The organism is Methylobacterium persicinum (assembly GCF_022179525.1).
In the GTDB taxonomy this organism is placed as follows: domain Bacteria; phylum Pseudomonadota; class Alphaproteobacteria; order Rhizobiales; family Beijerinckiaceae; genus Methylobacterium; species Methylobacterium persicinum.
In genome coordinates, this window is the sequence record NZ_BPQX01000011.1 from 204,160 (window position 1) to 225,714 (window position 21,555).

26 protein-coding genes are annotated in these 21,555 nt (G+C 71.4%); 8 read left to right on the forward strand and 18 right to left on the reverse strand.

Going from position 1 to position 21,555, the window contains the following annotated elements:
- Nucleotides 1–83: 83 nt before the first annotated feature.
- Together MFF22_RS03235 and MFF22_RS03240 are read right to left on the reverse strand one after the other, a co-directional pair.
- The gene (locus MFF22_RS03235) at nucleotides 84–1,400 is read right to left on the reverse strand and encodes an ATP-binding protein (protein WP_012752924.1); all 1,317 of its coding nucleotides are present in this window, start codon (nucleotides 1,398–1,400) and stop codon (nucleotides 84–86) included.
- The gene (locus MFF22_RS03240) at nucleotides 1,397–2,059 is read right to left on the reverse strand and encodes a response regulator (RefSeq protein WP_012752923.1); all 663 of its coding nucleotides are present in this window, start codon (nucleotides 2,057–2,059) and stop codon (nucleotides 1,397–1,399) included. Before MFF22_RS03240 ends, MFF22_RS03235 begins: the two co-directional genes overlap by 4 nt.
- Nucleotides 2,060–2,166: 107 nt before the next feature.
- Between MFF22_RS03240 and dsbD the strand changes: the two genes are divergently transcribed.
- Genes dsbD through MFF22_RS03255 form a run of 3 tightly spaced genes read left to right on the forward strand, consistent with a single transcriptional unit; the run spans nucleotide 2,167 to nucleotide 5,500 of the window.
- Nucleotides 2,167–3,960 (forward strand): protein-disulfide reductase DsbD, encoded by a 1,794-nt coding sequence (dsbD, locus tag MFF22_RS03245; protein WP_012752922.1) that lies wholly within the window; start codon nucleotides 2,167–2,169, stop codon nucleotides 3,958–3,960.
- 35 nt (nucleotides 3,961–3,995) lie between these two features.
- A complete protein-coding gene (locus MFF22_RS03250; RefSeq protein ID WP_012752921.1) occupies nucleotides 3,996–4,631 on the forward strand; it encodes a DsbA family protein in 636 nt (211 codons plus the stop codon).
- Nucleotides 4,631–5,500 carry a L,D-transpeptidase gene (locus MFF22_RS03255; protein ID WP_043766160.1) on the forward strand — a complete coding sequence of 290 codons (870 nt, stop codon included), beginning with the start codon at nucleotides 4,631–4,633 and terminating at the stop codon, nucleotides 5,498–5,500. The genes MFF22_RS03250 and MFF22_RS03255 overlap by 1 nt, the downstream gene beginning before the upstream one ends.
- Nucleotides 5,501–5,521: 21 nt before the next feature.
- Here MFF22_RS03255 and MFF22_RS03260 read toward each other — a convergent pair whose 3' ends face one another.
- On the reverse strand, nucleotides 5,522–6,109 hold the full coding sequence (locus MFF22_RS03260) for a c-type cytochrome (protein ID WP_012752919.1): 588 nt from the start codon (nucleotides 6,107–6,109) through the stop codon (nucleotides 5,522–5,524).
- A gap of 546 nt (nucleotides 6,110–6,655) precedes the next feature.
- On the opposite strand from MFF22_RS03260, the gene MFF22_RS03265 reads away from it, so the two are divergent.
- On the forward strand, nucleotides 6,656–7,456 hold the full coding sequence (locus MFF22_RS03265) for a pentapeptide repeat-containing protein (RefSeq protein WP_012752917.1): 801 nt from the start codon (nucleotides 6,656–6,658) through the stop codon (nucleotides 7,454–7,456).
- 34 nt (nucleotides 7,457–7,490) lie between these two features.
- Entirely contained in the window at nucleotides 7,491–7,883 is a 393-nt protein-coding gene (locus MFF22_RS03270) for a thioredoxin family protein (protein WP_012752916.1), read from the forward strand.
- A 108-nt stretch (nucleotides 7,884–7,991) separates the two neighbouring features.
- Here MFF22_RS03270 and MFF22_RS03275 read toward each other — a convergent pair whose 3' ends face one another.
- The 13 genes from MFF22_RS03275 to MFF22_RS03335 all read right to left on the reverse strand — a co-directional run bounded on the left by MFF22_RS03275 (nucleotide 7,992) and on the right by MFF22_RS03335 (nucleotide 18,151).
- Nucleotides 7,992–8,150: a hypothetical protein gene (locus MFF22_RS03275; protein ID WP_012752915.1), complete on the reverse strand. Its 159-nt coding sequence runs from the start codon at nucleotides 8,148–8,150 to the stop codon at nucleotides 7,992–7,994.
- Nucleotides 8,151–8,362: 212 nt separating this feature from the next.
- On the reverse strand, nucleotides 8,363–9,370 hold the full coding sequence (locus MFF22_RS03280) for a molybdate ABC transporter substrate-binding protein (RefSeq protein ID WP_012752914.1): 1,008 nt from the start codon (nucleotides 9,368–9,370) through the stop codon (nucleotides 8,363–8,365).
- A gap of 9 nt (nucleotides 9,371–9,379) precedes the next feature.
- Entirely contained in the window at nucleotides 9,380–9,847 is a 468-nt protein-coding gene (locus tag MFF22_RS03285; RefSeq protein ID WP_012752913.1) for a DsrE family protein, read from the reverse strand.
- A gap of 43 nt (nucleotides 9,848–9,890) precedes the next feature.
- Nucleotides 9,891–10,352 (reverse strand): DsrE family protein, encoded by a 462-nt coding sequence (locus MFF22_RS03290; protein WP_012752912.1) that lies wholly within the window; start codon nucleotides 10,350–10,352, stop codon nucleotides 9,891–9,893.
- A 100-nt stretch (nucleotides 10,353–10,452) separates the two neighbouring features.
- Complete coding sequence (locus tag MFF22_RS03295; protein ID WP_012752911.1) at nucleotides 10,453–11,418, reverse strand: MBL fold metallo-hydrolase; 966 nt, start codon at nucleotides 11,416–11,418, stop codon at nucleotides 10,453–10,455.
- Nucleotides 11,419–11,444: 26 nt separating this feature from the next.
- Nucleotides 11,445–12,125 (reverse strand): c-type cytochrome, encoded by a 681-nt coding sequence (locus MFF22_RS03300; protein ID WP_012752910.1) that lies wholly within the window; start codon nucleotides 12,123–12,125, stop codon nucleotides 11,445–11,447.
- On the reverse strand, nucleotides 12,109–13,398 hold the full coding sequence (gene soxC, locus MFF22_RS03305; protein ID WP_012752909.1) for a sulfite dehydrogenase: 1,290 nt from the start codon (nucleotides 13,396–13,398) through the stop codon (nucleotides 12,109–12,111). The genes MFF22_RS03300 and soxC overlap by 17 nt, the downstream gene beginning before the upstream one ends.
- A 53-nt stretch (nucleotides 13,399–13,451) precedes the next feature.
- On the reverse strand, nucleotides 13,452–15,131 hold the full coding sequence (soxB, locus tag MFF22_RS03310; protein WP_012752908.1) for a thiosulfohydrolase SoxB: 1,680 nt from the start codon (nucleotides 15,129–15,131) through the stop codon (nucleotides 13,452–13,454).
- Between the two features lie 15 nt (nucleotides 15,132–15,146).
- The gene (soxA, locus tag MFF22_RS03315) at nucleotides 15,147–16,013 is read right to left on the reverse strand and encodes a sulfur oxidation c-type cytochrome SoxA (protein WP_012752907.1); all 867 of its coding nucleotides are present in this window, start codon (nucleotides 16,011–16,013) and stop codon (nucleotides 15,147–15,149) included.
- A 56-nt stretch (nucleotides 16,014–16,069) separates the two neighbouring features.
- Nucleotides 16,070–16,399 (reverse strand): thiosulfate oxidation carrier complex protein SoxZ, encoded by a 330-nt coding sequence (gene soxZ / locus MFF22_RS03320; RefSeq protein ID WP_012752906.1) that lies wholly within the window; start codon nucleotides 16,397–16,399, stop codon nucleotides 16,070–16,072.
- A 40-nt stretch (nucleotides 16,400–16,439) separates the two neighbouring features.
- Nucleotides 16,440–16,898 (reverse strand): thiosulfate oxidation carrier protein SoxY, encoded by a 459-nt coding sequence (gene soxY / locus MFF22_RS03325; RefSeq protein WP_012752905.1) that lies wholly within the window; start codon nucleotides 16,896–16,898, stop codon nucleotides 16,440–16,442.
- 29 nt (nucleotides 16,899–16,927) lie between these two features.
- On the reverse strand, nucleotides 16,928–17,404 hold the full coding sequence (gene soxX, locus MFF22_RS03330) for a sulfur oxidation c-type cytochrome SoxX (RefSeq protein WP_012752904.1): 477 nt from the start codon (nucleotides 17,402–17,404) through the stop codon (nucleotides 16,928–16,930).
- 171 nt (nucleotides 17,405–17,575) lie between these two features.
- On the reverse strand, nucleotides 17,576–18,151 hold the full coding sequence (locus MFF22_RS03335) for a thioredoxin family protein (protein WP_012752903.1): 576 nt from the start codon (nucleotides 18,149–18,151) through the stop codon (nucleotides 17,576–17,578).
- A 553-nt stretch (nucleotides 18,152–18,704) separates the two neighbouring features.
- On the opposite strand from MFF22_RS03335, the gene MFF22_RS03340 reads away from it, so the two are divergent.
- The gene (locus tag MFF22_RS03340; RefSeq protein ID WP_012752901.1) at nucleotides 18,705–18,908 is read left to right on the forward strand and encodes a hypothetical protein; all 204 of its coding nucleotides are present in this window, start codon (nucleotides 18,705–18,707) and stop codon (nucleotides 18,906–18,908) included.
- Between the two features lie 47 nt (nucleotides 18,909–18,955).
- Here MFF22_RS03340 and MFF22_RS03345 read toward each other — a convergent pair whose 3' ends face one another.
- Nucleotides 18,956–19,690: a cytochrome c biogenesis CcdA family protein gene (locus MFF22_RS03345; RefSeq protein ID WP_043766811.1), complete on the reverse strand. Its 735-nt coding sequence runs from the start codon at nucleotides 19,688–19,690 to the stop codon at nucleotides 18,956–18,958.
- Between the two features lie 95 nt (nucleotides 19,691–19,785).
- Between MFF22_RS03345 and MFF22_RS03350 the strand changes: the two genes are divergently transcribed.
- Entirely contained in the window at nucleotides 19,786–20,127 is a 342-nt protein-coding gene (locus MFF22_RS03350; RefSeq protein WP_012752899.1) for a thioredoxin domain-containing protein, read from the forward strand.
- A 55-nt stretch (nucleotides 20,128–20,182) separates the two neighbouring features.
- A complete protein-coding gene (locus MFF22_RS03355) occupies nucleotides 20,183–20,539 on the forward strand; it encodes an ArsR/SmtB family transcription factor (protein WP_012752898.1) in 357 nt (118 codons plus the stop codon).
- Nucleotides 20,540–20,919: 380 nt separating this feature from the next.
- On the opposite strand, the gene MFF22_RS03360 is transcribed toward MFF22_RS03355, so the two are convergent.
- Complete coding sequence (locus MFF22_RS03360) at nucleotides 20,920–21,387, reverse strand: GlcG/HbpS family heme-binding protein (protein ID WP_012752897.1); 468 nt, start codon at nucleotides 21,385–21,387, stop codon at nucleotides 20,920–20,922.
- Nucleotides 21,388–21,555 lie beyond the last annotated feature (168 nt).

Here is a 21,555-nt window from a genome sequence, read left to right on the forward strand (position 1 = left end):
CGGCGGAGCTGCCCCGGCGAGGGGCTCGCGATCAGCGTGTCCTGGCATCGCGACGCAACCGCGCCGTCCTCAGCGCAGGTCGATCAGGTCCACACGATCTCCGCCTGGAGCCCGCTCCGGTCGGTCCGGTTGCGAAGCCGGAGCCTCGCCCCGCTTCGCCGTGAGGCGGCCTCCGCGATGGTCAGTCCCAGGCCGCTGCCCGCGTCGCTCCTGTGGCGGCCGCGGTAGAACCGCGTCGTGACCAAGGCGATCTCCTCCTCCGGGATTCCGGGTCCCTCGTCCCGGGCGTAGAAGCCCGCGCCGTCCTGCCGGCGTCCCCACTCGACCGTTCCGGTCCGCATGTGCTGCACGGCGTTCTCGTGCAGGTTGCGGACGGCGAGCCGCAGGCTTTCCGGGTCGCCTCGCATGGTGAAGCCGCGCAGCGCGGGGTCGATGACGGTCACGATGCCGTCCGGTGCCCGCATGCTCTCGACGGTCTCGGTCACCAAGGCGCCGACGTCGATCTCGGTCACGGTGGGACCGTCCGCCTCGGCGTCGAGCCGGGCGGCATCGAGAAGCTGGCGCACGAGCCGCGTGGTGCGGTCCACCGCCGCGAGGATCTGACCCAGCGCGGCCTTGGCCACGTCCGGGTCCCGGGCAGCCATCGCGACCTGGGCCTGCGTCTTCAGTCCCGCCAGCGGCGTGCGCAGCTCGTGGGCGGCGAAGGCCGTCACCTCCCGCTCGTGGCGTCGGGCCGCCTCGACCTTGAGGAACAGCGCGTTCAACGCGTCGGTCAGCGGGCGCACCTCCGCCGGCGCGCGCCCGGCGTCGATCGCGCTCATGTCGTCCGCGTCGCGCCGCGCCAGATCCCGGGCCATCAGACGCAGCGGGCGCAGGCCCCGCCCGAGGCTCGCCCAGAGCAGCATGCCGAGCAGCGGGACGACGAGGAGCGCAGGGGTGACGAGGCCCATGATCAGGTCGGCGACGAGGCGCTCGCGCAAGCCGAGGCGGTCGCCGACCATCACGCGCACGCCCTTCTCGGCGTCCTCCACGGTGAAGACCCGCCAGGTCTCGCCGTCGACCTCGCGCTCGGAGAAGCCGGCGGGCGCGTCCGTGAGGCGGCGCTCGGGCGCGCCGCTCGACCGCGCCACCATGCGGCCGTCGAGGGACCAGATCTGGCAGGAGAGTTGCCGCTCGTAGCCTCCGGGCGGCGCGAAGGCGACCGGCGCGCCCGCCGCCCCGACGTTGCCGACCCTGCCGACGAGGGAGCCGACCATGCGCGCCGCCTCCTGCAGCCGGGTGTCGAGGACCTGCTCCACCTCGCGCTTCGAGCCCAGGTAGATCCAGGCCACCGCGCTGAGCCAGATCAGGCCGGTCGCGAGGAGCAGGATGGCAAAGAGCCTGGCGCGCAAGGAGCTCATGCAGGCGCCCTCATCCGGTAGCCGAGGCCGCGCACCGTCTCGATGGCGTGTTTCCCGATCTTGGCCCGCAGGTTGTGGACGTGCACCTCGACCGCGTTGCTCTCGATCTCTTCCTGCCAGCCGTAGAGGCGGTCCTCCAACTCCGCCTTCGAGCGCAGCACGCTGGGACGCTCCATCAAGGCGGCCAACACCATGAACTCGCGCCGGGACACGGGGATCTGCGCCCCGTCGACCGTGACGGTCAGGCTGCCGAGGTCGAGCCGGATGCCGCCGTGCTCAAGGCTGGCGGTCGCCCGTCCCGCGGCCCGCCTGACCACGGCGCGGATGCGGGCGGAGAGCTCGTCGAGGTCGAAGGGCTTGCCAAGGTAGTCGTCGGCCCCGCCATCGAGCCCCGCGATCCGGTCCGCGACCGCGTCCCGGGCCGTCAGCAGGACCACCGGCGTGCGGTCGCCCCTGCGGCGGAGGCCGCGCAGCACGTCGAGCCCCGAGCCGTCCGGCAGCATCAGGTCGAGCACCACCGCGGCAAACGGGCTCGTGCCGAGGGCGGCGTCCGCATCGGCGCAGGTCGCGACGCAGTCGACGGTCGCCCCGCATAAGGACAGCCCGACACGGAGGCCGTCCGAGAGGATGGGATCGTCCTCGACGACGAGGATGCGCATGCGTTTCTCCTGGCTGCCCGGCATCCTCCGGGCCTGGCTTAAGCCTGGCTTAAGCTGCGTTTTCGACCTGCGCCGGGCCGATCCGAACCCGGGCCCCGCAGCCGACCATGCCGAACCTCCTCGCCCACCTCATCCTCGCTGCCCTTGTCTGGACGGGCGCGGCACTCGGGTCGCCGGGGCGCGGCCAGGACGCCGCCACCGGGCGGGTGCCGTTCACCCTCGCCGCGACCCGCCAGCCCGACCTCTCCCTCCGCCTGCGTTGGACCATCCCCGCCGGCACCTACCTCTACCGCGACCGAATCGCGGCCTCCGCGCCGACCGGGCAATCGCTGCCCGTCACCACCGAGCGTGGGGAAACCAAGGACGACCCGAACTTCGGGCCGACCGAGGTCTATCACGGCGCGGCCGAGGCCACGGTGCCGGGCGCGGCCCTGGCCAGCCTGCGCTCGGTGCGCGTCACCTACCAGGGCTGCGCCGAGAAGGGCATCTGCTACCCGCCGGTGACGCAAACGCTCGATCTCGCGGCACCGGCCGGGCCGGAGGGCGCCCGGTCCGGCGGCGGGACCGGGTCGACCCCGTCCGTTCGCGACGTCGCGGGCGGCCCGGCGGAAGCCGCGCGCTCGGACGACCTACCGTCCGGGCCGGCCTCGCTGCTCACCGGCAACCTCGCCGGCGTCCTGATGGGCATGTTCGGGCTCGGCGTCCTCCTCGCCTTCACGCCGTGCGTCCTGCCGATGGTGCCGATCCTGTCCGGCCTGCTGGTCCGCTCGGGCCGGGGCCTCACGCCGGAACGCGGCTTCGTGCTTTCCGGCAGCTACGTCCTCGCGATGGCCGGGGCCTATGCGAGCCTCGGCCTTGCCGCGGCCTGGCTCGGACGCAACCTGCAGGTCGCGCTGCAGACGCCCCTCGCCCTCGGCCTGATGGCCTCGGCCCTCGTCGGGCTCGCCCTCTCCATGTTCGGCCTGTTCGACATCCAGGCGCCACGGTGGTGGCGCGACCGGGCAGCCGGCTCGGCCGCGACCGGAGGCGGCTCGGTCCTCGCCGCCGCGCTGCTCGGCTTCAGCTCGGCGCTGATCGTCGGACCTTGCGTGACGCCGCCGCTCGCCGCCGCGCTGCTTTACGTCGCCCAGACCGGGGATGTGCTGCGCGGTGCCCTGGCCCTGTTCGCCCTCGGCCTCGGCATGGGGGCGCCCCTCGTCGCGTTCGGCACCTTCGGGGCCGGGGTCCTGCCGCGGTCGGGCCCGTGGCTCGTGCGGGCCAAGCAAGCCTTCGGCTTCGTCTTCCTGGCGCTGGCGGTCTCGCTCGTCGCCCGCCTGCTCCCGGGCGGCATGGCGCTGCTGCTCTGGGGCGTGCTCGCCCTCGGCCTCGGGTGGTCCGTCGCGGCCCTCGCGGGAGCGGACGGGCGGGCCCGCCTCGGCAAGGCGTCGGGCCTCGCGGTCGCCGCCTACGGCTGCGCGCTCCTCGTCGGCGCCGCGACCGGGGCGAGCGATCCGCTCCGGCCCCTGTCCGGCCTCGTCCCCGGGGGCGCGGCGGCCCCCCCGGTCCAACGGACGGCGACGACCCCGGGCGGTCTCGACGCGGCACTGCGGGAAGCGCGCGAGCGGGGTGCGCCGGTCCTGGTCGAGTTCGCCGCGGATTGGTGCTCCGTCTGCAAGACCAACGAGCGGGCCGTGCTGGCGGACCCGGAGATTCGGGAGCGGTTGAAGGCCGTCTCCGTCATCAGGGCCGACGTGACCCACGACGACGCCGGCACGCGCGCCCTGATGCAGCGCTACGACGTCGTCGGCCCCCCGACCCTGATCCTCATTCGCGCCGACGGCAGCGAGGTCCGCGACGCCCGTACCGAGGGCGCGCTCGCGCTCGGCGAGCTCAAGCGCCGCCTCGCCCGCATCGGCGCCTGAGCGAGCCTTTCCCACCAGCCACGAGGAGACCCATCATGAAGCGCAGGACCCTGCTCGCCCTGCTGTCGGCCGCCGCCCTGGCGCCGGCCCTGCGGTCGCTGGCGCCGGCCGCCGAGGACGCGTTCGCGCAAGGCGTCGATCCGAACGCCATCCTGAACGACCCCGAGGCGCCGGTCTCGGGCAACCCGAAGGGCGACCTGACCCTCGTCGCCTTCCTCGACTACAACTGCCCCTTCTGCAAGAAGTCGCACCCGGACCTGGAGCGGCTGGTGAAGTCGGATGGGCGCATCCGCCTCGTCCACAAGGATTGGCCGATCCTCGGCGACGCCTCCGTCTACGGCGCGCAGCTCGCGCTCGCGGCGAAGTACCAGGGCCGCTACGACGAGGTGCACCGGGCGCTCATGGCCATCCCGGGCCGCAAGATCCCGAAGGAGCGGATGCTGGAGGCCGTGTCGGCCTCGGGCGTCGACATGGCCCGGTTGGAGGCCGACCGGGGCGCCCACGCGAGCGAGATCGCCGCGCTGCTCCAGCGCAACCTCGACCAGGCCGATGCCCTCGGCCTGCAAGGCACGCCGGTTTACCTCATCGGCCCGCTGAAGGTGGCGGCCGCGCTCGACTACGACGGCTTCAGGCAGGCTGTCGCCCAGGCCCGCGCCAAGGGCCGCTCGTGATGCGGCTGGCCTCACGTTTCCCGGCGCTGGTCGCGCTCGCCGCGGCACTGGGCGCCTGCACGGCCTCGATGGGGGCGCCGGCCCCGAGTGCGCAGGTCCGGCCGGCCGTCGGCCCCGAGGCCCAGCGCCGGTACGCGGCCGTCACGGACGAGCCGTTCCCGGTCGAGGCGGTCGACCCGCGCGACCTCAAGGCGCGCAACGTCCGACAGGTGGTCGACTACCCGACGAAGGAGCCGCCCGGCACCCTCGTGGTCGACCCCTACAGGCGGTTCCTGCACCTCGTCCTGGAAGGCGGCAAGGCGATGCGCTACGGGGTCGGCGTCGGCAGGGCCGGCCTGGAATTCACCGGCGCGGCCACGGTGGCCCGCAAGGCCTCGTGGCCGCGCTGGACGCCGACACCGGACATGATCCGGCGCGACCCGAAGCGCTACGAACCCTGGGCCGGCGGCATGGCGGGCGGCGACAGGAACCCGCTCGGCGCACGCGCCCTCTACCTGTTCAAGGACGGCAAGGACACGCTCTACCGCATCCACGGCACCACGGAGCCCTGGAGCATCGGCGAGGCGGTCTCTTCCGGCTGCATCCGCATGCTGAACCAGGACGTGATCGACCTGCACCGGCGCGTGCCGACCGGCACGCGCGTCGTGGTCCTGGGGCCCGGGGGCGCCGCGCACGCCGCGCGCCGCGGCCCCGCGGAGGTCACCGGGAGCATATCCGGAGGGCCCGGGCGGGCGCAGCCACCGGAAGACGGCCTCGACCACGCCACCCTCGGTAGCTTGTCCGCCCGTGCGGCGGAGGCCCGAGGGACGGATCGGGAGGAAGACGATCCGCCGGGGGAAGACGCCGCGGACGCCGTGCCGGAGCGATGACGGGGGCGGGACATTCGCGGATCACGGCGGGACGGTACCGCTGGGCGGGGCGTTCTGGCCGAGAAGGACCCCGTCGACGGTCCGGCCATAGAAGTCGAGCGGATCGTCGTGGTGTGCCGTCCGCGTCTCGGCGACGGAGCCTTCGAAGCGGGGATCCTGCGGCCGCTCGCGGCTGTCGAGGAAGGCCGCGACGGACCAGGCCTCCTCGTCCGAGAGGGTGTTGCCTTGGCCGAGTTGCATGTTCGCCTTGATGAACCCGGCGGCATTGGCGACCGAACTCATGCCGGCCCCCCAGTCGTAGGATCGTGCTCCCCAGAGCGGTGGGAACACGGTGTATCCGTCCGCCGTGGCCTGTCCCTCGCCGGCTGCGCCGTGGCAGAGGGCGCATTTGGCCGCATAGACGTCCCTGCCGCGCCCGATGTCGAGCACGGCGGGCTGCGCCAGCTTGGGGTACACCCGACCGGGCGGGCTCAGCCCGGTCCGCGCGCCCCGTGCCAGGAAGAAGGCGTAGCTCTCCAGCGCGACCAGAACCGGATCGCCGAGCGGCGGGGCCTTGCCGTTCATGCTGTAGCGGAAGCAGCCCTGCAGCCGCTCCGCGAAGGTGTTCACGGGCCGGTTCTTGGAGCGATAGGCCGGATAGTTCTCGTAAGCGGCCCAGAGCGGCGCTGCTCCCGGCCGGCAAGCCGCCGCCGGATGGCAGGCACCGGGTGGTGAGCACGCGGCTCCCGCCGTGCCCGACCCCGTAGATCGGCATCTCGCGGCCGGTGTCCGACGTCCGGAACACGCGGGTCCGCCCGTGAAGGCACATCAGGGAGTTCGTGCAGGCGCCGTCGCCAGTCATGACCGGCCGCGGCCTCCAGGAGGGGGAAGTGCACCGTCCCCCGCGCGCCTAGAGGTGCGCGGCATCCAGGCTTCGGCGGACCGGGAACCGCTCGATCCGGTGGGCGTTCGAGCTGCGCGCTTCCGTAGCGGGCGTGAGCTGCCGAAGCGCCCGGTCTCCCTTGCGGTTTCCACCCGAGCTTCGTCCTGCCCGGTGACCTCAGTCACAGACGGCGCGAGCGGACCGGCATAAGATCGCGCCGACATGACGAGAACTCGCCGCGACGTGCCCGGCCGCCCCAGGGTCGGTTCGGCGGGCGCAGTCGGGAGAGACACATGCGACCCCTCGCCCCGCTCCTGCTCGTTTCCGCGTTGATGGCCGGCCCTGTCCACGCCGAGCAGGACCTGCTGCTCGGGGCGGACATGAACACGCCTGCGATGACCCAGGCGGAGATGAGCCGCGCGGACATCGAGGCCATGATCGCCAGGGCCGACGGTAAGCCCCTCGATCTCTCCGACAAGGCCTTGTCCGGCCTCGATCTCTCCGGCCTGAACCTGAGGGGTGTGAACCTGCGCACCGCACGCCTCAACAAGGCGAACCTGCGCGGGGCCGACCTCAGCGAGGCGAACCTTGAACAGGCTTGGTTCATCAAGGCCGACCTGAGCGGGGTCAAGCTCGTCGGTCCGAAAATGTTCGGCATCACCGCCCGCGAGGCTAATCTCAGCGGGGCCGACCTCAGCCGATCCATGCCGATCGGCGACTTCAAGGGTGCGAACATGAGCGGAGCGACGCTCGTCGACCTGAGGGGTGGCGCCGACATCAAGAACCAGTCCATGGGCCTGATGCGGGCCGTGTTCGTCTCGGTGAACCTCTCCGGCGCGAACCTGAAGGGAGCAAACCTCGGCCGGTCGAGGCTGGAATACGCCAACCTGACGGACGCCGACCTCACCGACGCGGTGCTGATGGGCTCCGACCTCTCCGGCGCGAACCTGACCGGCGCCACCGTCGCGGGCGCCGACTTCAGGAACGTCGATGTTAGCGGCGCCCGCCTCGTCGCCCTCAAGGGCCAGGACAGCGCCAAGGACTGGGCGGCCCGGATCAACGTCGACCGCGCCATCACCCGGGCGCGGAACTGAACCCCGGCTTCTTCAGCGCCAAGGAGCGCCCCGCATGTCGACCCGCCGTTCCCTGCTCGGCCTCCTCGCCGCGGTCCCGCTGCTGACCGGCACGGCGGCCTTCGCCGCCGACCCGGTCACCTACACGCCGGCGGCCTTCGAGGCGGCCCAGAAGGCCGGCAAGCCGATCCTCGTCCACATCACCGCCCCGTGGTGCACCACCTGCGCAGCCCAGAAGCCGATCCTGGCGAAGCTTGAGGCCGAGCCCCGTTTCAAGGACCTGCAGGTCTTCGAGGTCGACTTCGACAGCCGCAAGGACGTGGTGAAGCGGTTCGGCGCCACGATGCAGAGCACGCTGATCGCCTACAAGGGCGACAAGGAAGCCGGACGCTCGTCGGGAGAGACGAAGCCGGGGGCGATCACGGCCCTCCTCGACAAGGCGCTCTGAGCGGCCATGGCGGCCGGTCGGACGCCGCGTGGGGCCCGGACGCGTGCCGCGTCCTCCCAGAGTTCGCCCTGGCCGGACCCGTTCACGGCCCGGTGCCCTGCCCGGGCTTCAGCAGGTCCCGTAGACCCGCGATCCGTCCGGGGTGACGGGGCCGACCAGGTCGGCGGCAGGTCGGAGGTAGAGCGGCTGCACCGTGCCCGGATCGATCCGGTCCGGCATCGGGGCGACGAAGTCGACCATCATCGCCTCCGAGCCGCCATAGGCCATGTCGGCATCCTGCTTGGCCTTGTCGATCCAGCCGGGCGTGGGCCGGCCGTGACCTGAACGTCGGTGCCGCGGGCCTTGCCGAAGGTCTCCGCCGCCTCCTCGATGGCCGGCAGCGGGCCGCCGGGCCGGTACCAGGACCCTGTCCGGGACGGGCCACGCCGGCGAGGGCGGGCGTCAGGCCGCGACGAGAACCTGGGCGATGCGGGGCATGGCTAGTTCCGATCCGGGATGCCGTCGGCGCGGTAGGGCTCGAAGCCGTAGCGCGCGAAGATCGCGCGGGCTTCCGCGCCGCGCAGGAAGTCCAGCCAGGCACGCGCTTCCGCGGGATGGGCCGCATCCTTCACTTCGGCACCGGCGTAGGCGCCGGTCTCGTTCTGCTCGGCGGGGATGTCGACGCGCTCCGTCGGCAAGTTCGCCTCGGCCTGGAACACGGCTTCCGAACGCCAGGTGACGCCGGCGTCCGCGCGACCCTGCATCAGCCACACCGGCGTCTGCCGGTGGTGCATCCGCGTGAGGGTTGTCGTGCCCTCGGCCACCTTGGTCCCGTAGACGGTCCTGACGAGCTCCTCGCCGCCCGCCTTCCGGAGGGCGGACTTGATCTGCCGCGCGACGCCCTCGAATTCGGGGTTCGGCATCGCGAGGCGCAGCCCGGGCCGCGCGAGATCCGCGAGCCCGGTGACCTTCGCCGGGTTGCCCTTCGGAACCATGATCGCCAGCTGGTTGGTCACGTAGGGGACCGCGGGCCCGACCAGGTCCCCCTCGCGGACGAGCCGCTCGACCGCCCCGAGCCCGGCGAGGTAGGCGTCGGGCTTGGCGGTCCAGGTCATGTTGCCCACCGTGATGCGCCCGCCGGCCCGCATCTGCCTGACGAGCAGGCCCGGCGGAATGGTCTCGTAGTAGATCCGGCCGGCGAGGTCCGGGTGCCGCGCCTCGAAGGCCGCGACCAGCGGCGCCATCGCGAAGAAGTAGTTGCCGCCGACGTAGAGGATCAGGCGGGCATTCGTCAGGTCGCCGTGGAAGTCCGCGAGGTTGTCCGCCTCGTGGACCGTGAACTCCAGGCCCTTGTCGCGTGCCGGGGCGTTGGCGCCCCCCTGCCAGGGCGGGAACGTGCGTGCGTCGGCGGGAGCCCGATCGGCGTCGCGCCGCGGGTCCGCGGAAGCCGGCGGGGCGGCGAGCAGGGCGAGGCAGGACAGGACGACGGGAAGCGGGAAACGGGGCATCCGGCGCACCTATGGGTGGATGTAGGCGAAGCCTAGGCCCTGGAGTCGTGCGAGCTCGGCGACCCCGCTCGGCACGATGTCGTCCTCCTTGACGCCGTAGAGGCCATGCCAGTCGATCTTGCGCTCCGTCAGGGTGTTGTTGCAGATCAGGAACCGGATCCCCATGCCCTTGAGGGCGTCGATGCGGCCGGCCAGGTCCCGGTCGTCCTTCGCCAACTGGAACAGGACGAGGCCGTCACCGTGGTCGACGACGCGGATCTCGACCTTGTCCTGGCCGAGCGCCTCGACGTGGTTGCGGATGTTGCCGAGCAGGCGCTTGAAATAGGCCCCGTTGTCCGGCGGCGCGCCGTCGTTGTGGTAGACCACCTTCTGCGGCGCGTAGTAGCCGGTCGGCGCCTCGCCGGCCGCGAAGGCGCTCCCCAGGCTCGGTCCCAGCATGAGCAGGACGGTCGCGACGAGGCGGGACAGGATTGCCATGTTGGTCTCCGGGTTCGGATCTCGGGCTTGGCGGGATGGTCAGTCAGACGCGCAGGTAGCTCCAGCCGGCCTCCTGCAGCGCGACGAGGCGGACGGCGCCGGCGCGGACCACGCCGACGTCCGGCAGCAATTCCAGCGTGCGTCCCTCGGCCTTCTCCATCGCCGTGATGGTGTTGCCGCAGGCGGACATCACGATGCCCGGAACGCTCTCCATGACGGACCGGACCCGGGCCTTCGCCGGGGAGGTGTCGGCCCGGACCATGTGAAGTCCCGGGCCGTAGGTGACGATCTCCACCTCGAACTCCTCCGCAGCCTCACCGTACTCGCGCGCGAGGTTCACGGCGTTGTTGAGGGCAAGATCGAAGACCCCGGGATCGTTCGTGCTGACCTGCATCGCGATCCGATGCGTCTTCGCGGCGGTCTCGGCAGCCGTCGCGACCCGGGTGGCCACGAGGCCGGCCACCAGCGCCGCGATGCCCGATACGCCCCTGCGCGACAGCAACATGTTCACCTCTCCCGGTCCCGAGTTCACCTCGGCCGCGACTCGACCGCCTGAGGGCCGCACCTTAAGGAGACCTTAAGGAACCAGGCCGCTGCCGCCCGGCTCATGCGGGCACGAACCGGTAGGCGCCCCGGGACCGCTCGACGCGACCGATGCCGGACCCCGGCAGATGGAAACCGACGAGCGTGAGGCGCTCGTTGGCCAACCGGTCGAGCAGGGCGCGGCGGGTGCGGATCGCGAGGTCGCGGTCGAGGTCGCTCCCGAAGGCCCAGGCAGGGCGGCGGAAGGAGACCACGGCATGGCTCAGCGCATCCCCGCCGATCAGGACCTGCTCCCGGCCGGCCTCGACGAGGACGGAAGCATGGCCGGGCGTATGACCCGGCGTCGCCACGTAGGTGAGGCCGGGCGCGATGGTCTCGCCGGGCGTGCGGCGCTCCATCTTGGCTTCGAGGCGTCTCAGGGTGCGGCGCGAGCCGGCGGCCAGCCCCTTGAGCCAGTCCGGCACGAGGGTCTCGACGTCGTCGCGAGTCCAGAAGTCCCATTCCGCGGCCGGCACGACGTAGCGGGCGTTGGGGAAGCGCTCGCTGTCATCGAAGTCGTCGACCGCGCCCCAGAGGTGATCGGGGTGGGCGTGCGTGAACACGACCCGGGTGATCGTCTCGCGCGGGACGCCCCTGCCCTCCAGGCTCTCCCCGAGCTTCCCGGCCGTCGGCTGGACGGAATTCCCCGAGCCCGCGTCGATCAGGATGACCTCGCCGCCGACGCGCACGAGGCTCGCGTTGGTCGGGATCGGGCTCGCTTCCGCCGGCTGTCCCTCGGCCCTGAACACGTCGTCCACCTCCGCGCGCGGCGCCTCGGGGAGCATGAAGGCGAGGGAGGACGACAGCGTCCCGTCGCTGGCCGTCTCCACGGTGGCCTCACCGACCCTGAGCGGCGCCATGGGGATGGCCGACGCCCGCCCGCCCGGCCAGGCGGAGGCCAGCAGCGCCGCCATGCCGGCGACGACCGCTCGCCTGTCGCAGGCCCGGGCGGGCGATCCGCGCCGCGCCGTCTCGTGGAGGTCGCTCATCGTCAGGCTTCCCGTGTCCTCGCAGGCTACTGGACCGGCGGCGATTCCTTCGCCTTCTCGGACGCCTTGTCGGGCGTCACGTCGAGGATGCGGGCGCGACCCGTGATGGTCGCCTCCTTCGGCAGGCAGTCCGTCATGCAGGGCTTGGCCGTCCAGAACTCCTTCTCCGCGGTCTCGCGGTCGTCCATGAAGAAGTTCTTCTCGTTCGGCAGGCGGATGGTGGCGAGGTTCTTCTCGTTCACCTCGAAGTCCTGATCCTTCAGGATGTCGTTGAGGTAGAGCAGGTACGCGGTCAGCGAGTAGGTCTCGTCGGGCGTCAGGGTCTGCGCCGCGCCGAACGGCATCGCCCGGTGCACGAAGTCGAACACCGTCGAGACGTAGGGCCAGTAGGAGCCGACGGTCTTGACCGGGCTGTCCGACTTGAGCGTGCCGGCCCCGCCCGCAAGCTCGGGCCAGCGGCCGGCCCCCTCGCCGAACTCGCCGTGGCAGCTGGCGCAGCGCTCCTGGAAGATCGTCTCGCCGAGCGCTGCCGTGCCCTTGCCCACCGGCAGGCCCTGGCCGTCGGGGCGCACGTCGATGTCCCACCCCTTGATCTCCTCAGGGCTGGCCGCGCGTCCGATGTTGAGGCGCTCGGCAGCCGCGGGCGAGGCGAAGGCCAGGAGGACGGCCGTGACAGCGGCCCCGATGCCGTTAGGCGACCTCGACATTCTCGATCTCCCCGCTGGGCAGCACGTGCCAGGTCTGGATGCCGTTGTTGTGGTAGATCGAGTTCAGCCCGCGGTGCCGGCGCAGCGCGGCCTTGGTCGGCTGGACGTAGCCGGTCTCGTCGACCGCGCGCGACTGCAGCAGCAGCGGGTCGCCGGTCCAGTCGAACTCGTAGTAGAAGCGGGTCAGCGCCTTATCGAGCACCGGTCCGTCGAGGCGGGCGGCGCGCCAGTTGCGGCCCCCGTCAAGGGAGACGTCGACTTGGCTGATCTTGCCGCGGCCGGACCAGGCGAGCCCGGACAGCACCGTGAAGCCCTTGTGGTGCATCGGCGCCTGCGGGCTCGGGCTGGTGATCACCGACTTCGCGTCCATGGCCCAGGTGAAGCGCCGTGCCCGGCCGTCGGGCAGCAAGGCGGTATACTTCGAGGTCTCCTCGCGGGTCTGCCAGGGCTCGTCGCCGACCTTGATCCGGCGCAGCCACTTCACCCACATGTTGCCCTGCCAGCCCGGCAGGACGAGGCGCAGGGGATAGCCATGCTCGGGATAGAGCGCCTCGCCGTTCATGGCGTAGGCGACCATCGCATCGTCGAGCGCCTTCTCGATCGGCACGGAGCGCGTCATCGCGGCGGCGTCGGCCCCCTCCGGTAGCAGCCACTTGGCGTTCGTCTTGAGGCCCGCCTCCTCCAAGAGGAGCTTGAGCGGGACGCCCGTGTACATCACGCAGTGGACCATGCCGTGCGTGAACTGGCAGCCGTTGAGCTGCGCGCCCTTCCACTCCATGCCGGAATTCGCGGCGCATTCGAGGAAGGCGATCCGGTTGACGCGGGGGAAGCGCCTGACGTCCTCCAGGGTCAGCATCAGCGGCTTCTCGACGAGGCCGTGGATCATCAGCCGGTGCTCGGCCGGGTCGATCTCGGCAATGCCGCCGTGGTGGCGCTCGAAGCCGAGCCCGTTCGGGGTGATGATGCCTTCGAGCTGGTGCAGCGGCGTGAAGCTGACCGAGCTCTGGCGCGAGGCGGTGAGCCACTCGACGTCGCGCCGGATGACGTCCGCCTCGAATTTCGACGGCCGGCCGTAGGGGCGGCTGACGACCCCGTCACCGAGTCCTTGAGACCATTCCGGGACATTCGGCGGCAGGTTCTTGCTCTCGACGGCCGCGGCCTTGCCGGCGAAGGCACCCGTGCCGACGGCGCCGCCGAGCGCGAGGCTTGTCCGCAGGAAGGCCCTGCGCGAGGGCGGGCTCGGCGGCTCCGGGATTTGCTTCGGGTCAGACATCGGCCTCTCCGAACTGTTTCATATATTCAGATACGTGAATGCTTGTGGCACGATCAAGCGCCGCGAACGGTGACCTGCGCCGGGGTCGGGTTCACGGTCCCCTTGCGCCGGACATGGGCGGCCACGACGTCCCAGATCGGCGGGCCCTCGGTGCCCTCGTTGACGCTGGCCCAGCCGGCCACGGTGTAGGAGGTCCCGGCCTCGATGGGCTTGCCGGTGCGCAGCAGGGTCAGGTCGGAGACGCGGCTGCCGGCCGGACGGGCGACGTCGATGGCGTAAGCGACGCCGCCGACCCGCACCATGTCGCCGCCCTGCTGGTAGTAGGGGTCGGCGTTGAAGAGGTTGTCGGCCACGTCTTCCAAGACCTCCTTCAACCGGCCTCCCGTCATGGTCATGCGGTAGGCGGCCGGATAGGTGATGGCGGTGGCGTTGTAGACGTCCTCGCGGGTGATCGATTGACCCGGCAGCAGCGTCGTGCCCCAGCGGAAACCGGGCGAGAGCGCGATCTCGGCCTCGCGCTCGGCGAGCAGCGCGTCGCAGATCATGTCGTCGAGCGTGCCGTTGAAGTTGCCGCGCCGGTAGAGCAGGCCTTCCGCGCGGCCGAGTTCCTCCTTGAGCATCGCCTCGTGGGGGCTGCGGATCGCCTGGATCTTCGCCGCCATCTCCTTCTGCGACGCGATCACGTCGGAGAAGATCGGGATGAGCTTCGAGCGGTAGCCCTTCACCGCGCCGTCGCGCACGTCGAGATCGACGCGCGTGAGGAACTTGCCGTGGCTGCCCGACGCGATGAGCAGGGTCTGCCCGACCTTGACCGCCTGCGGCAGGGCGTCGTGGGTGTGGCCGGTGAGGATCACGTCGATCCCCTTCACGCGCGAGGCGAGCTTGCGGTCGACGTCGAAGCCGTTGTGCGAGAGCAGCACCACGAGCGCGGCCCCGTCCTTGCGGGCCTTGTCGACGCTGGCCTGCACGTCCTCCTCGCGGATGCCGAACAACCAGTTCGGGATCAGCCAGCGCGGGTTGGCGATGGGCGTGTAGGGGAAGGCCTGCCCGATCACCGCGACCTTCGCGCCGCCGCGCTCGAACATCTTCGTGGACTCGAAGGCCGGCTCGTTCCACTCGGCGTCGCGCACGTTCTGGCCGAGGAAGGGGCAGCCGAGCCCGTCGACGATCTCCTTGACCCGGTCGGTGCCGAGGGTGAACTCCCAGTGCCCGGTCATGGCGTCGGGCTTCAGGAGCGCCATGCAGTCGACCATGTCCTGGCCCTTGCTCAGCATCGACGTGTAGCTGTTCTGCCAGGTGTCGCCGCCGTCGAGGAACAGGACCTTGTCGCCGCGCTCGGCGCGGATCGCGTCGAGCACCGTGGCGATGCGGTCGAGCCCGCCCATGCGGCCGTAGCCGCGGGCGAGCGCGACGTAGTCCTCGGGCGTCAGGGCGTAGGCGAGCGGGGAGCCGCCGGGGATGCCGAACAGGTCGAGGTAGGCGCGGCCGGTGACGTGGGGGACCTGCCCCCGCGCCTCGCCGACGCCGAGGTTGGTCGAAGGCTCGCGGAACAGGACAGGCACCAACTGGGCGTGGATGTCGGTCAGATGGACCAGGGTGACGTTGCCCATCGGCTCGAAGGCGAGGAGATCGTCCTGGACGAGGCTCTGCTGGGCGAAGGCCCGGGTCCAGCCCGTCGGCACGAGCGCGGCGGTGGCGGCGGCGATCTGCAGGAAGTCGCGGCGTGAGGTCATCGTGGGTTCCGACGCTCAGTTGCGGACGGCCGGCGTCTCGACCGGCAGGCCGAGGCCGCGCCAGGCGACGTAGGTCTCCAGCGCGAGGAACTCGTCGAAGAGCGGCTTGTAGGGGGTGGCCCGGACGTCCTGCATGCAGCCCTCCATGCGCTCATGGAGCGGCACGAGGCGCTGGTCGCGCAGGCGGTAGACGGGGAAGCCGTTGCTCTGTCCCTGGCTGAGGAAGTCCGCGCGCAGGTATTTGCCGTGGTTCTTCTCGTGGCAGCTGGCGCAGGCAAGGTCGAGCTGGCCGTTGCGCTGGTAGTAGAGGGCCTTGCCGCGGTCGAACCACGGCGTCATCGGCCCGTCGACCTTCACCGCGACCGGCATGCCGCGGGACTGGTTGCGGATGTAGGTGGTCATCGCGGTGAGTTCCGGCGAGCCGAAGGCCCAGGGCTCGGCTTTGAGCGCGCCGCTGCGGCAGATGTTGATCCGCTGCTCCAGGTTGACCGGCTTGCCGAGCTTCCCGTTCCACTTCGGGTAGGCGGCCGCCACGCCCTTCATCGCGGTCGCCGCCTCGTTGTGGCAGCTCGCGCAGGACCTGCCCGCCGCGCCGTCGACCTTCGACCAGAGGTCCTCGCCCTGCTCGACGGCGAGGAAGCCCGGGTTGTTGAAGTCGTCGGCCTGCATCGCCTGCGTCTCCTTGGAGCGGAAATACAGGCCCGAGACGACCTCCCCGAACGGGGAATCGGGGCTTTGCGGCTTGATGCCGTGCTCCTGCCAGGCCGGGCGCTCGGACGTGTCCTGCGCGCGCGGCGAGGACGTGTCCTGCGCGTGCGGCGAGACGGCCAGGGCGAGGATGGCGACGGCGGCGAAGGCCAGAGGAGAGGGAACGGACGGCATGGAAGCTCCGGCTCGGCGTGGGGAGGCGCCCCGGGGCGGGACGCCCCGGGAGAGCGTCACGAGACCTTGATCTGCTCCGTGGCCTGGATCTTCGAGCCGTCGTCGTCGATCCAGGTGAAGGTCAGCGTGCCCGATTCCTCGGGCTTGAGCTTGAACTGGAAGTACGGGTTGGCCGACACGGCGCTTTCCAGGTCGGCGCTGAAGATCGTCTTGCCGTTCAGGTCGCAGATGAACGTGTTCAGGATCTTGCGCGGGATGGTCTTGCCGTCCTTGTCCTTGCGCTGTCCCGACTCCATCGTGTGCGAGACCAGTGTCTTCACCTCGATGACACCGCCCTGGGCGACGTCTTTCTTGTCCAATTTGATCCGCGGCTTCACGTCGGCCATGTCGTCCTCCGGGTCTCGTGCTGATGGGTTCGCCGAGGCGCTAGCCGCCGCAGCCGCCGATGGTGACCTTCACCTGCTTCACGTCGCTGAAGACGGAGCCGTCGTTCATGCGGGCGACCGCGATGACGTTCTGGGTCTCGGCGAGGCGGATGCGCGTGTTGGCCTCGGGGACGCTCGACGGCGTGAAATGGAAGCGGATGACGCCGGGGTTCGGGTTGCCGTCGGCGACGATCATCACCTCCTCGACGAAGCTCTCCTTCGTCATCGGCGCGTCGACGCCGACCGTCATCGGTACGGTGTTGCCGTTCTCGGCGATCTCGGGGAGTTCGAGCTTGACCTTGCCCTTGACCGGCTCCTTGCCGCCGGTGAACGCCTTGATGGCCTCGTCCGTGCTGTTCTTCGCCGCCAGCGCCGGAGCGGCGCGCAGGGACAGCGTCGTCGCCAGGACGGCGCCGGTGCCGAGGGCCAGGGCCTGGCGGCGGTTCAGGGGAGATATCATCGGAAGCGGCTCCTTCTCGGCTCGCTAAGTCACTTCAGGGTGGTGAGGTAGGCGACCACGTCCTCGACCTGCTGGGCGGTCAGGATCGGCTTGCCCTGGAACTCGGGGCGGACGCGGCTCAGGCCGTCGACCCGGTAGAAGGCCGGCATCACCGTCGCCTCGGTGAAGACGTGCTTCGGGTTGACCACGATCATGCGCAGGTGCGCCGCGTCCCAGCGCCCGGCGACGCCGTCGAGGGAGGGGCCGACCTCGCCGTGGAAGTCCTCGCTCTTGACCGACGAGATCTGATGGCAGCCGAGGCAGTTGCCCTGGCGCCGGTTGACCACGACCTTGGCGCCGGCGGCGGGATCACCCGGCTTGTCGGTCAGCGGATCCGGGATGGCGTCCGTGCCGTCGGCCGCGACAATCTTGAAGGGGGCGAGCCCGCCCGAGGCGGTCTCGGCTCCGGCGGCGGTCGCGAGGGCGCAGAGCCCCGCGAGCGCATAGGCGGTGATCGGCCTGCGCATCTGGCGTTTCCTCGGTGGGCCGTCCCTGCGGCTCTCGCGACCGTTTCCCGGCCGGCCGCATCGCCGGAGGGCCTCGACCCATCGACATATGCGAATTTATGCAAGTTTGACGCAGATCGCGTTTGAGTCAAGCCGAAATGTTTTTTGAATGCCGGCCGTCGGCCGCGCGCCCTACCCCTTCTGTCCCGGACCCGAGGAGCGCAGGTACTCGCGCAGGCTCGTCCGCTCGTAGCCGCGCTCGGCCACGAAGGCGAAGGTCCGGCGGAAGTCCTCGGGCGCGACAGAGCCTTGGATGCGCAGGACCTCGCGCTCCCGGGGCCGCCTCCCGGCGATGCCCGTCACCTCCTCGGGGAAGAACTGGAGGGTCGGCGTGAAGCGGACCCCGTACTTCTCCGCGAACCGCTTCTCCGACAGGCGCTCGCCGTCGAAGTCGGTCACCTCCCGCGCGCCGATGATGTTGAGCTGCAGGATCTCGAACCGGTCGCGGACGAAGCCGCTCGTGCCCGGGTCCGCGAAATGCACGAGGTGCATCTCCTTGCAATAGGGGCATCCCCTCAGCTCCCAGAGCACGGCGAGGCGCTTGCCATGCGCGCGCGCCGCCTTGAGGTCGTCGGGCAGGTCGAGGAAGCTTTCGAGGAACCAGGGCTCGCGGTAGAGGCCGTCGTCGTCCTGGACCGGCTCGGCCGCGGCATGCCGCGGCAACCCGAGCGCCAGTGCGCCCGCGAGGAACTGGCGCCGGGTGGACATCGCGTCTCCTCCAGACATTCTTCTTCATGCATGTGTACGGCGCCCCGCCGGCGCCTGGCAATCCGGGAACCGCGTTGCATGCACGAGCGACGCCTGCCATCCGTCCTGCGCCCGGCTGTTCCATGCACCGCCGGGCTCGCCGCGCGCGCTCCCACGGCGCGCCGGCGCGACGCCCGGTCCCGACGTCGGGGCCATCCTGGAGCCTCCAGGGTGGGCGGCGCACGCTGCTGGCCTACCTGGCGCACGACCATGCGGACCTGACCGCCCGCGACCGCCGGCGCTCGACGCTCCGGACGGAGGGCGCCAGGCTCGTCGCGGCGGCGCGAGGACGCTCCGACCTGGCACCCGTCCTCGACGCGCTCGACGGGTCCCTGGACGCGGCGGCCAAGGCGGTCGAGCGCGAGGATGACGCGCGGGCCCGCGAGATCGTCGAGGCGGCGACCCGCGCCCCTGGACGCCGGGCGGCGCGCGGGCGCCCTGCGCCGCTTCTCCGACTGCATCGCGGACCTGTCCGGACGCTACGGCGACTTGGATCGGGACCGCCGCGAGCGACGTGGCCGCGCCCGGGGGCCGCTGCGACGCGGAGGCCGGCGAGGCCGTCCGGTCCGACCCGGAGTTCCGGCGATCGGCGGACGGGATGACGGCCAGCCTCGGCAAGGTCCCGGCCGCCCGCGACGCCCGCGACCCGGCGCTGCCGCACCGCCTGCTGATCGAGCTGCGCGCCTTCGAGCGGCTCCTCGTGTTCCGGTACGGGTGAGTTTCGGGGCGGGACGCCGGAACGTGCCTCCGCCGGCGGTGGATTTCTCAGCCGATCCGTCCGAGGACGGGTACCGCGTCCGTCAGCCAAGCCCCCACGAGCGGCATCCACCCGCCGAAGATGACGAGCCCGGTCGCGACGAGGGCGAGCCCCATCGTCGCCTCGACGGTGCGCAGGTGGCGCCGGAACCGGCCGGCCAGCCTCAGGAAGGGACCGGTGAAGAAGGCGGCGGCGACGAAGGGCAAGCCGATCCCGGCGGCGTAGGCGGCCAGCAGCCACGCCCCGCGCGCGACCTCGTCCTCCCCTCCGGCGAGCAGCAGGATCGAGGCCAGGACGGGTCCGACGCAGGGCGTCCATCCGAAGGCGAAGGCGAGCCCGACCAGGAAGGCCCCGGCGACGCCTTGCGGGCGGGCCTCGACCTGGACGCGCACGTCGCGCAGGAGCGGCATCCAGCGGAAGACGCCGATCAGGTGGAGTCCGAGCGCCGCGATCACGATGCCGGCGACGCGGGACAGCACGCCGACGTGGTCCGCCAGGAGCTGACCGGCGGCGGACGCGCTCGCGCCGAGCGCCACGAAAACCGTGGAAAACCCGAGCACGAAGGCCAGGGCGCGCAGGACGGCGCGCCGCGCGAGCGAGCGGTCCGGGCGTTCGACGAGTTCCTGCAGCGAGACGCCCGCCAGGAAGCAGAGATAGGGCGGCACCAGCGGCAGGATGCAGGGCGAGAGGAACGAGAGCAGCCCGGCGCCGAAGGCGGTCAGGATCCCGACGTCGGCGGTCACGGCGCTTACCCCCTCGAACATATTCGCCTTTCCCTATATTATGTGCCGGGGTGTCGCACTTGGGAAGCCCGATGCACGGAACGCGGCGGTCCTTGATGGCGTGGGCGGGAGGGCTTGCCCTCCTGCCCGCGACGGCCGAGGCCGCCGAACTCCTCATGTTCGAGCGGCGTGGCTGCCCTTGGTGCCGGGAATGGGAGCGGGTGATCGGCCCGATCTACCCGAAGTCCGACGTCGGCCGGCGGGCGCCGCTGCGTCGTGTCGACCTCGACGCGGGCCTGCCGCCGGGACTCACGCTCAGGCGCCCGATCCGCTACACACCCACGTTCGTCCTCGTCGAGGGCGGGCGCGAGCTGGACCGGATCGAGGGCTATCCGGGCGAGGATTTCTTCTGGGGGCGGGCCGAGCGGCTGCTCGGTCGGTTGCCGGCCTTGCCCTGAAGCGGACGGGACGGCACGCCACCTGCAAGCGAACGGCCTGGAAGAGGATTGAACGATGCCGCTGCGGCAGGGGGAGACGGCGACGAGCGGAACGGCACCCGGATCCATCGACCTGGATCTGCTGCTCGCCAACGCCCGCGACGCGAGCGAGCTCCTGAAGGCCCTCGCCCACGAGGCGCGCCTCGTCATCCTCTGCCTCCTGGTCGAGGGCGAGCGTTCCGTCTCCGAGCTTGAGCAACTGCTGAACCTGCGCCAGCCCGCCGTCTCGCAGCAGCTCGCACGCCTGCGTGCCGACGACCTCGTGGAGGCGCGCCGGGACGGCAAGAACATCTACTATGCCCTGGCCCGCCCCGAGGTCCGCGAGATCATCGCGGCCCTGCACCGCGCCTTCTGCGAGGGGCGGACGGGCTGACGGTCGCCCCGGTCCGCGCAACGGGCGCCTTCGGCTCGCGCGGCACCCTGCGGGGACGCGCCACCGACCGGCGAGGCGGCCTTGCCGCTTTCCTGTCGCCGCGGAAGCCGGCTGCGGTTGGGGAGGGCGCGGTCGTCGCGCCCTGGATGGCGCGATCGGGCGATCTCCCGTGGCATCCCAGGCCTGGCCGGCCGCAAGGCGCGCGACGCTTCACGGGCGGCGAGCGATCTTTCGAGCCGAGGCGGGACGTCCCATCGCTGCGCGCTCCGTCAAGGCTCGGACAGCAGGTGCCGGCAGAACGTCCGGCCGTTGCGGCGACCGCCGCGGCAACGAGCATCCCGGCCACCCGCGGTCGGCTCTCGCGCGCTCGGACGACGGCCTCACAGTTCAAGCTTGTCCCGTACCGCCTGAATGCCGGCTTTGGCGCACTTCTCGTCCTCCGGGCCCCCGGGCGCCCCGGACACGCCGACGGCCCCGACGGTCGTGCCAGCGCTCTCGATGACCACGCCGCCGCCGAGCACCACCACGTTCGGCAACTGGCGGATCCCGGCTTGCGGCTGCCCCGGCTGGCTCAAGGCAACAAGCTCCGAGGTGTTCGTGCGGAAGCTGATCGACGTCCAGGCCTTGGCGCTCGCCGTCGTCAGGGTGTGTGGTCCCGCGAAGCGATCCCGCAACACGACCTGCGGCGAGCCGAACCGATCCGTCACCGAAACGGCGACCTGGTATCCCGCGGCTCGGCACGCCTCCAGCGACGCGCGGGCCAGTTCGAGCGCGATCTCGGGGGAGAGGCTGCGGTAACTGACCAGTGCTTCCTGAGCCGAGGCGGCACTGGCCGACAGCGTGGCCATGATAAGACAACCGTTCCGAAATGCCTGACCCATGGTCTGCTCCCTCCCGGACGGGCGCTGCGAGCGTCGAGCCTTGCGTCGCGAAGACGGCGACGAACGCTCGGCACGTTCCCTGCCCCGCCGCCCGCGCTACGACCCAAGTCATAACACGCCGCCGAGGTCCCGGCA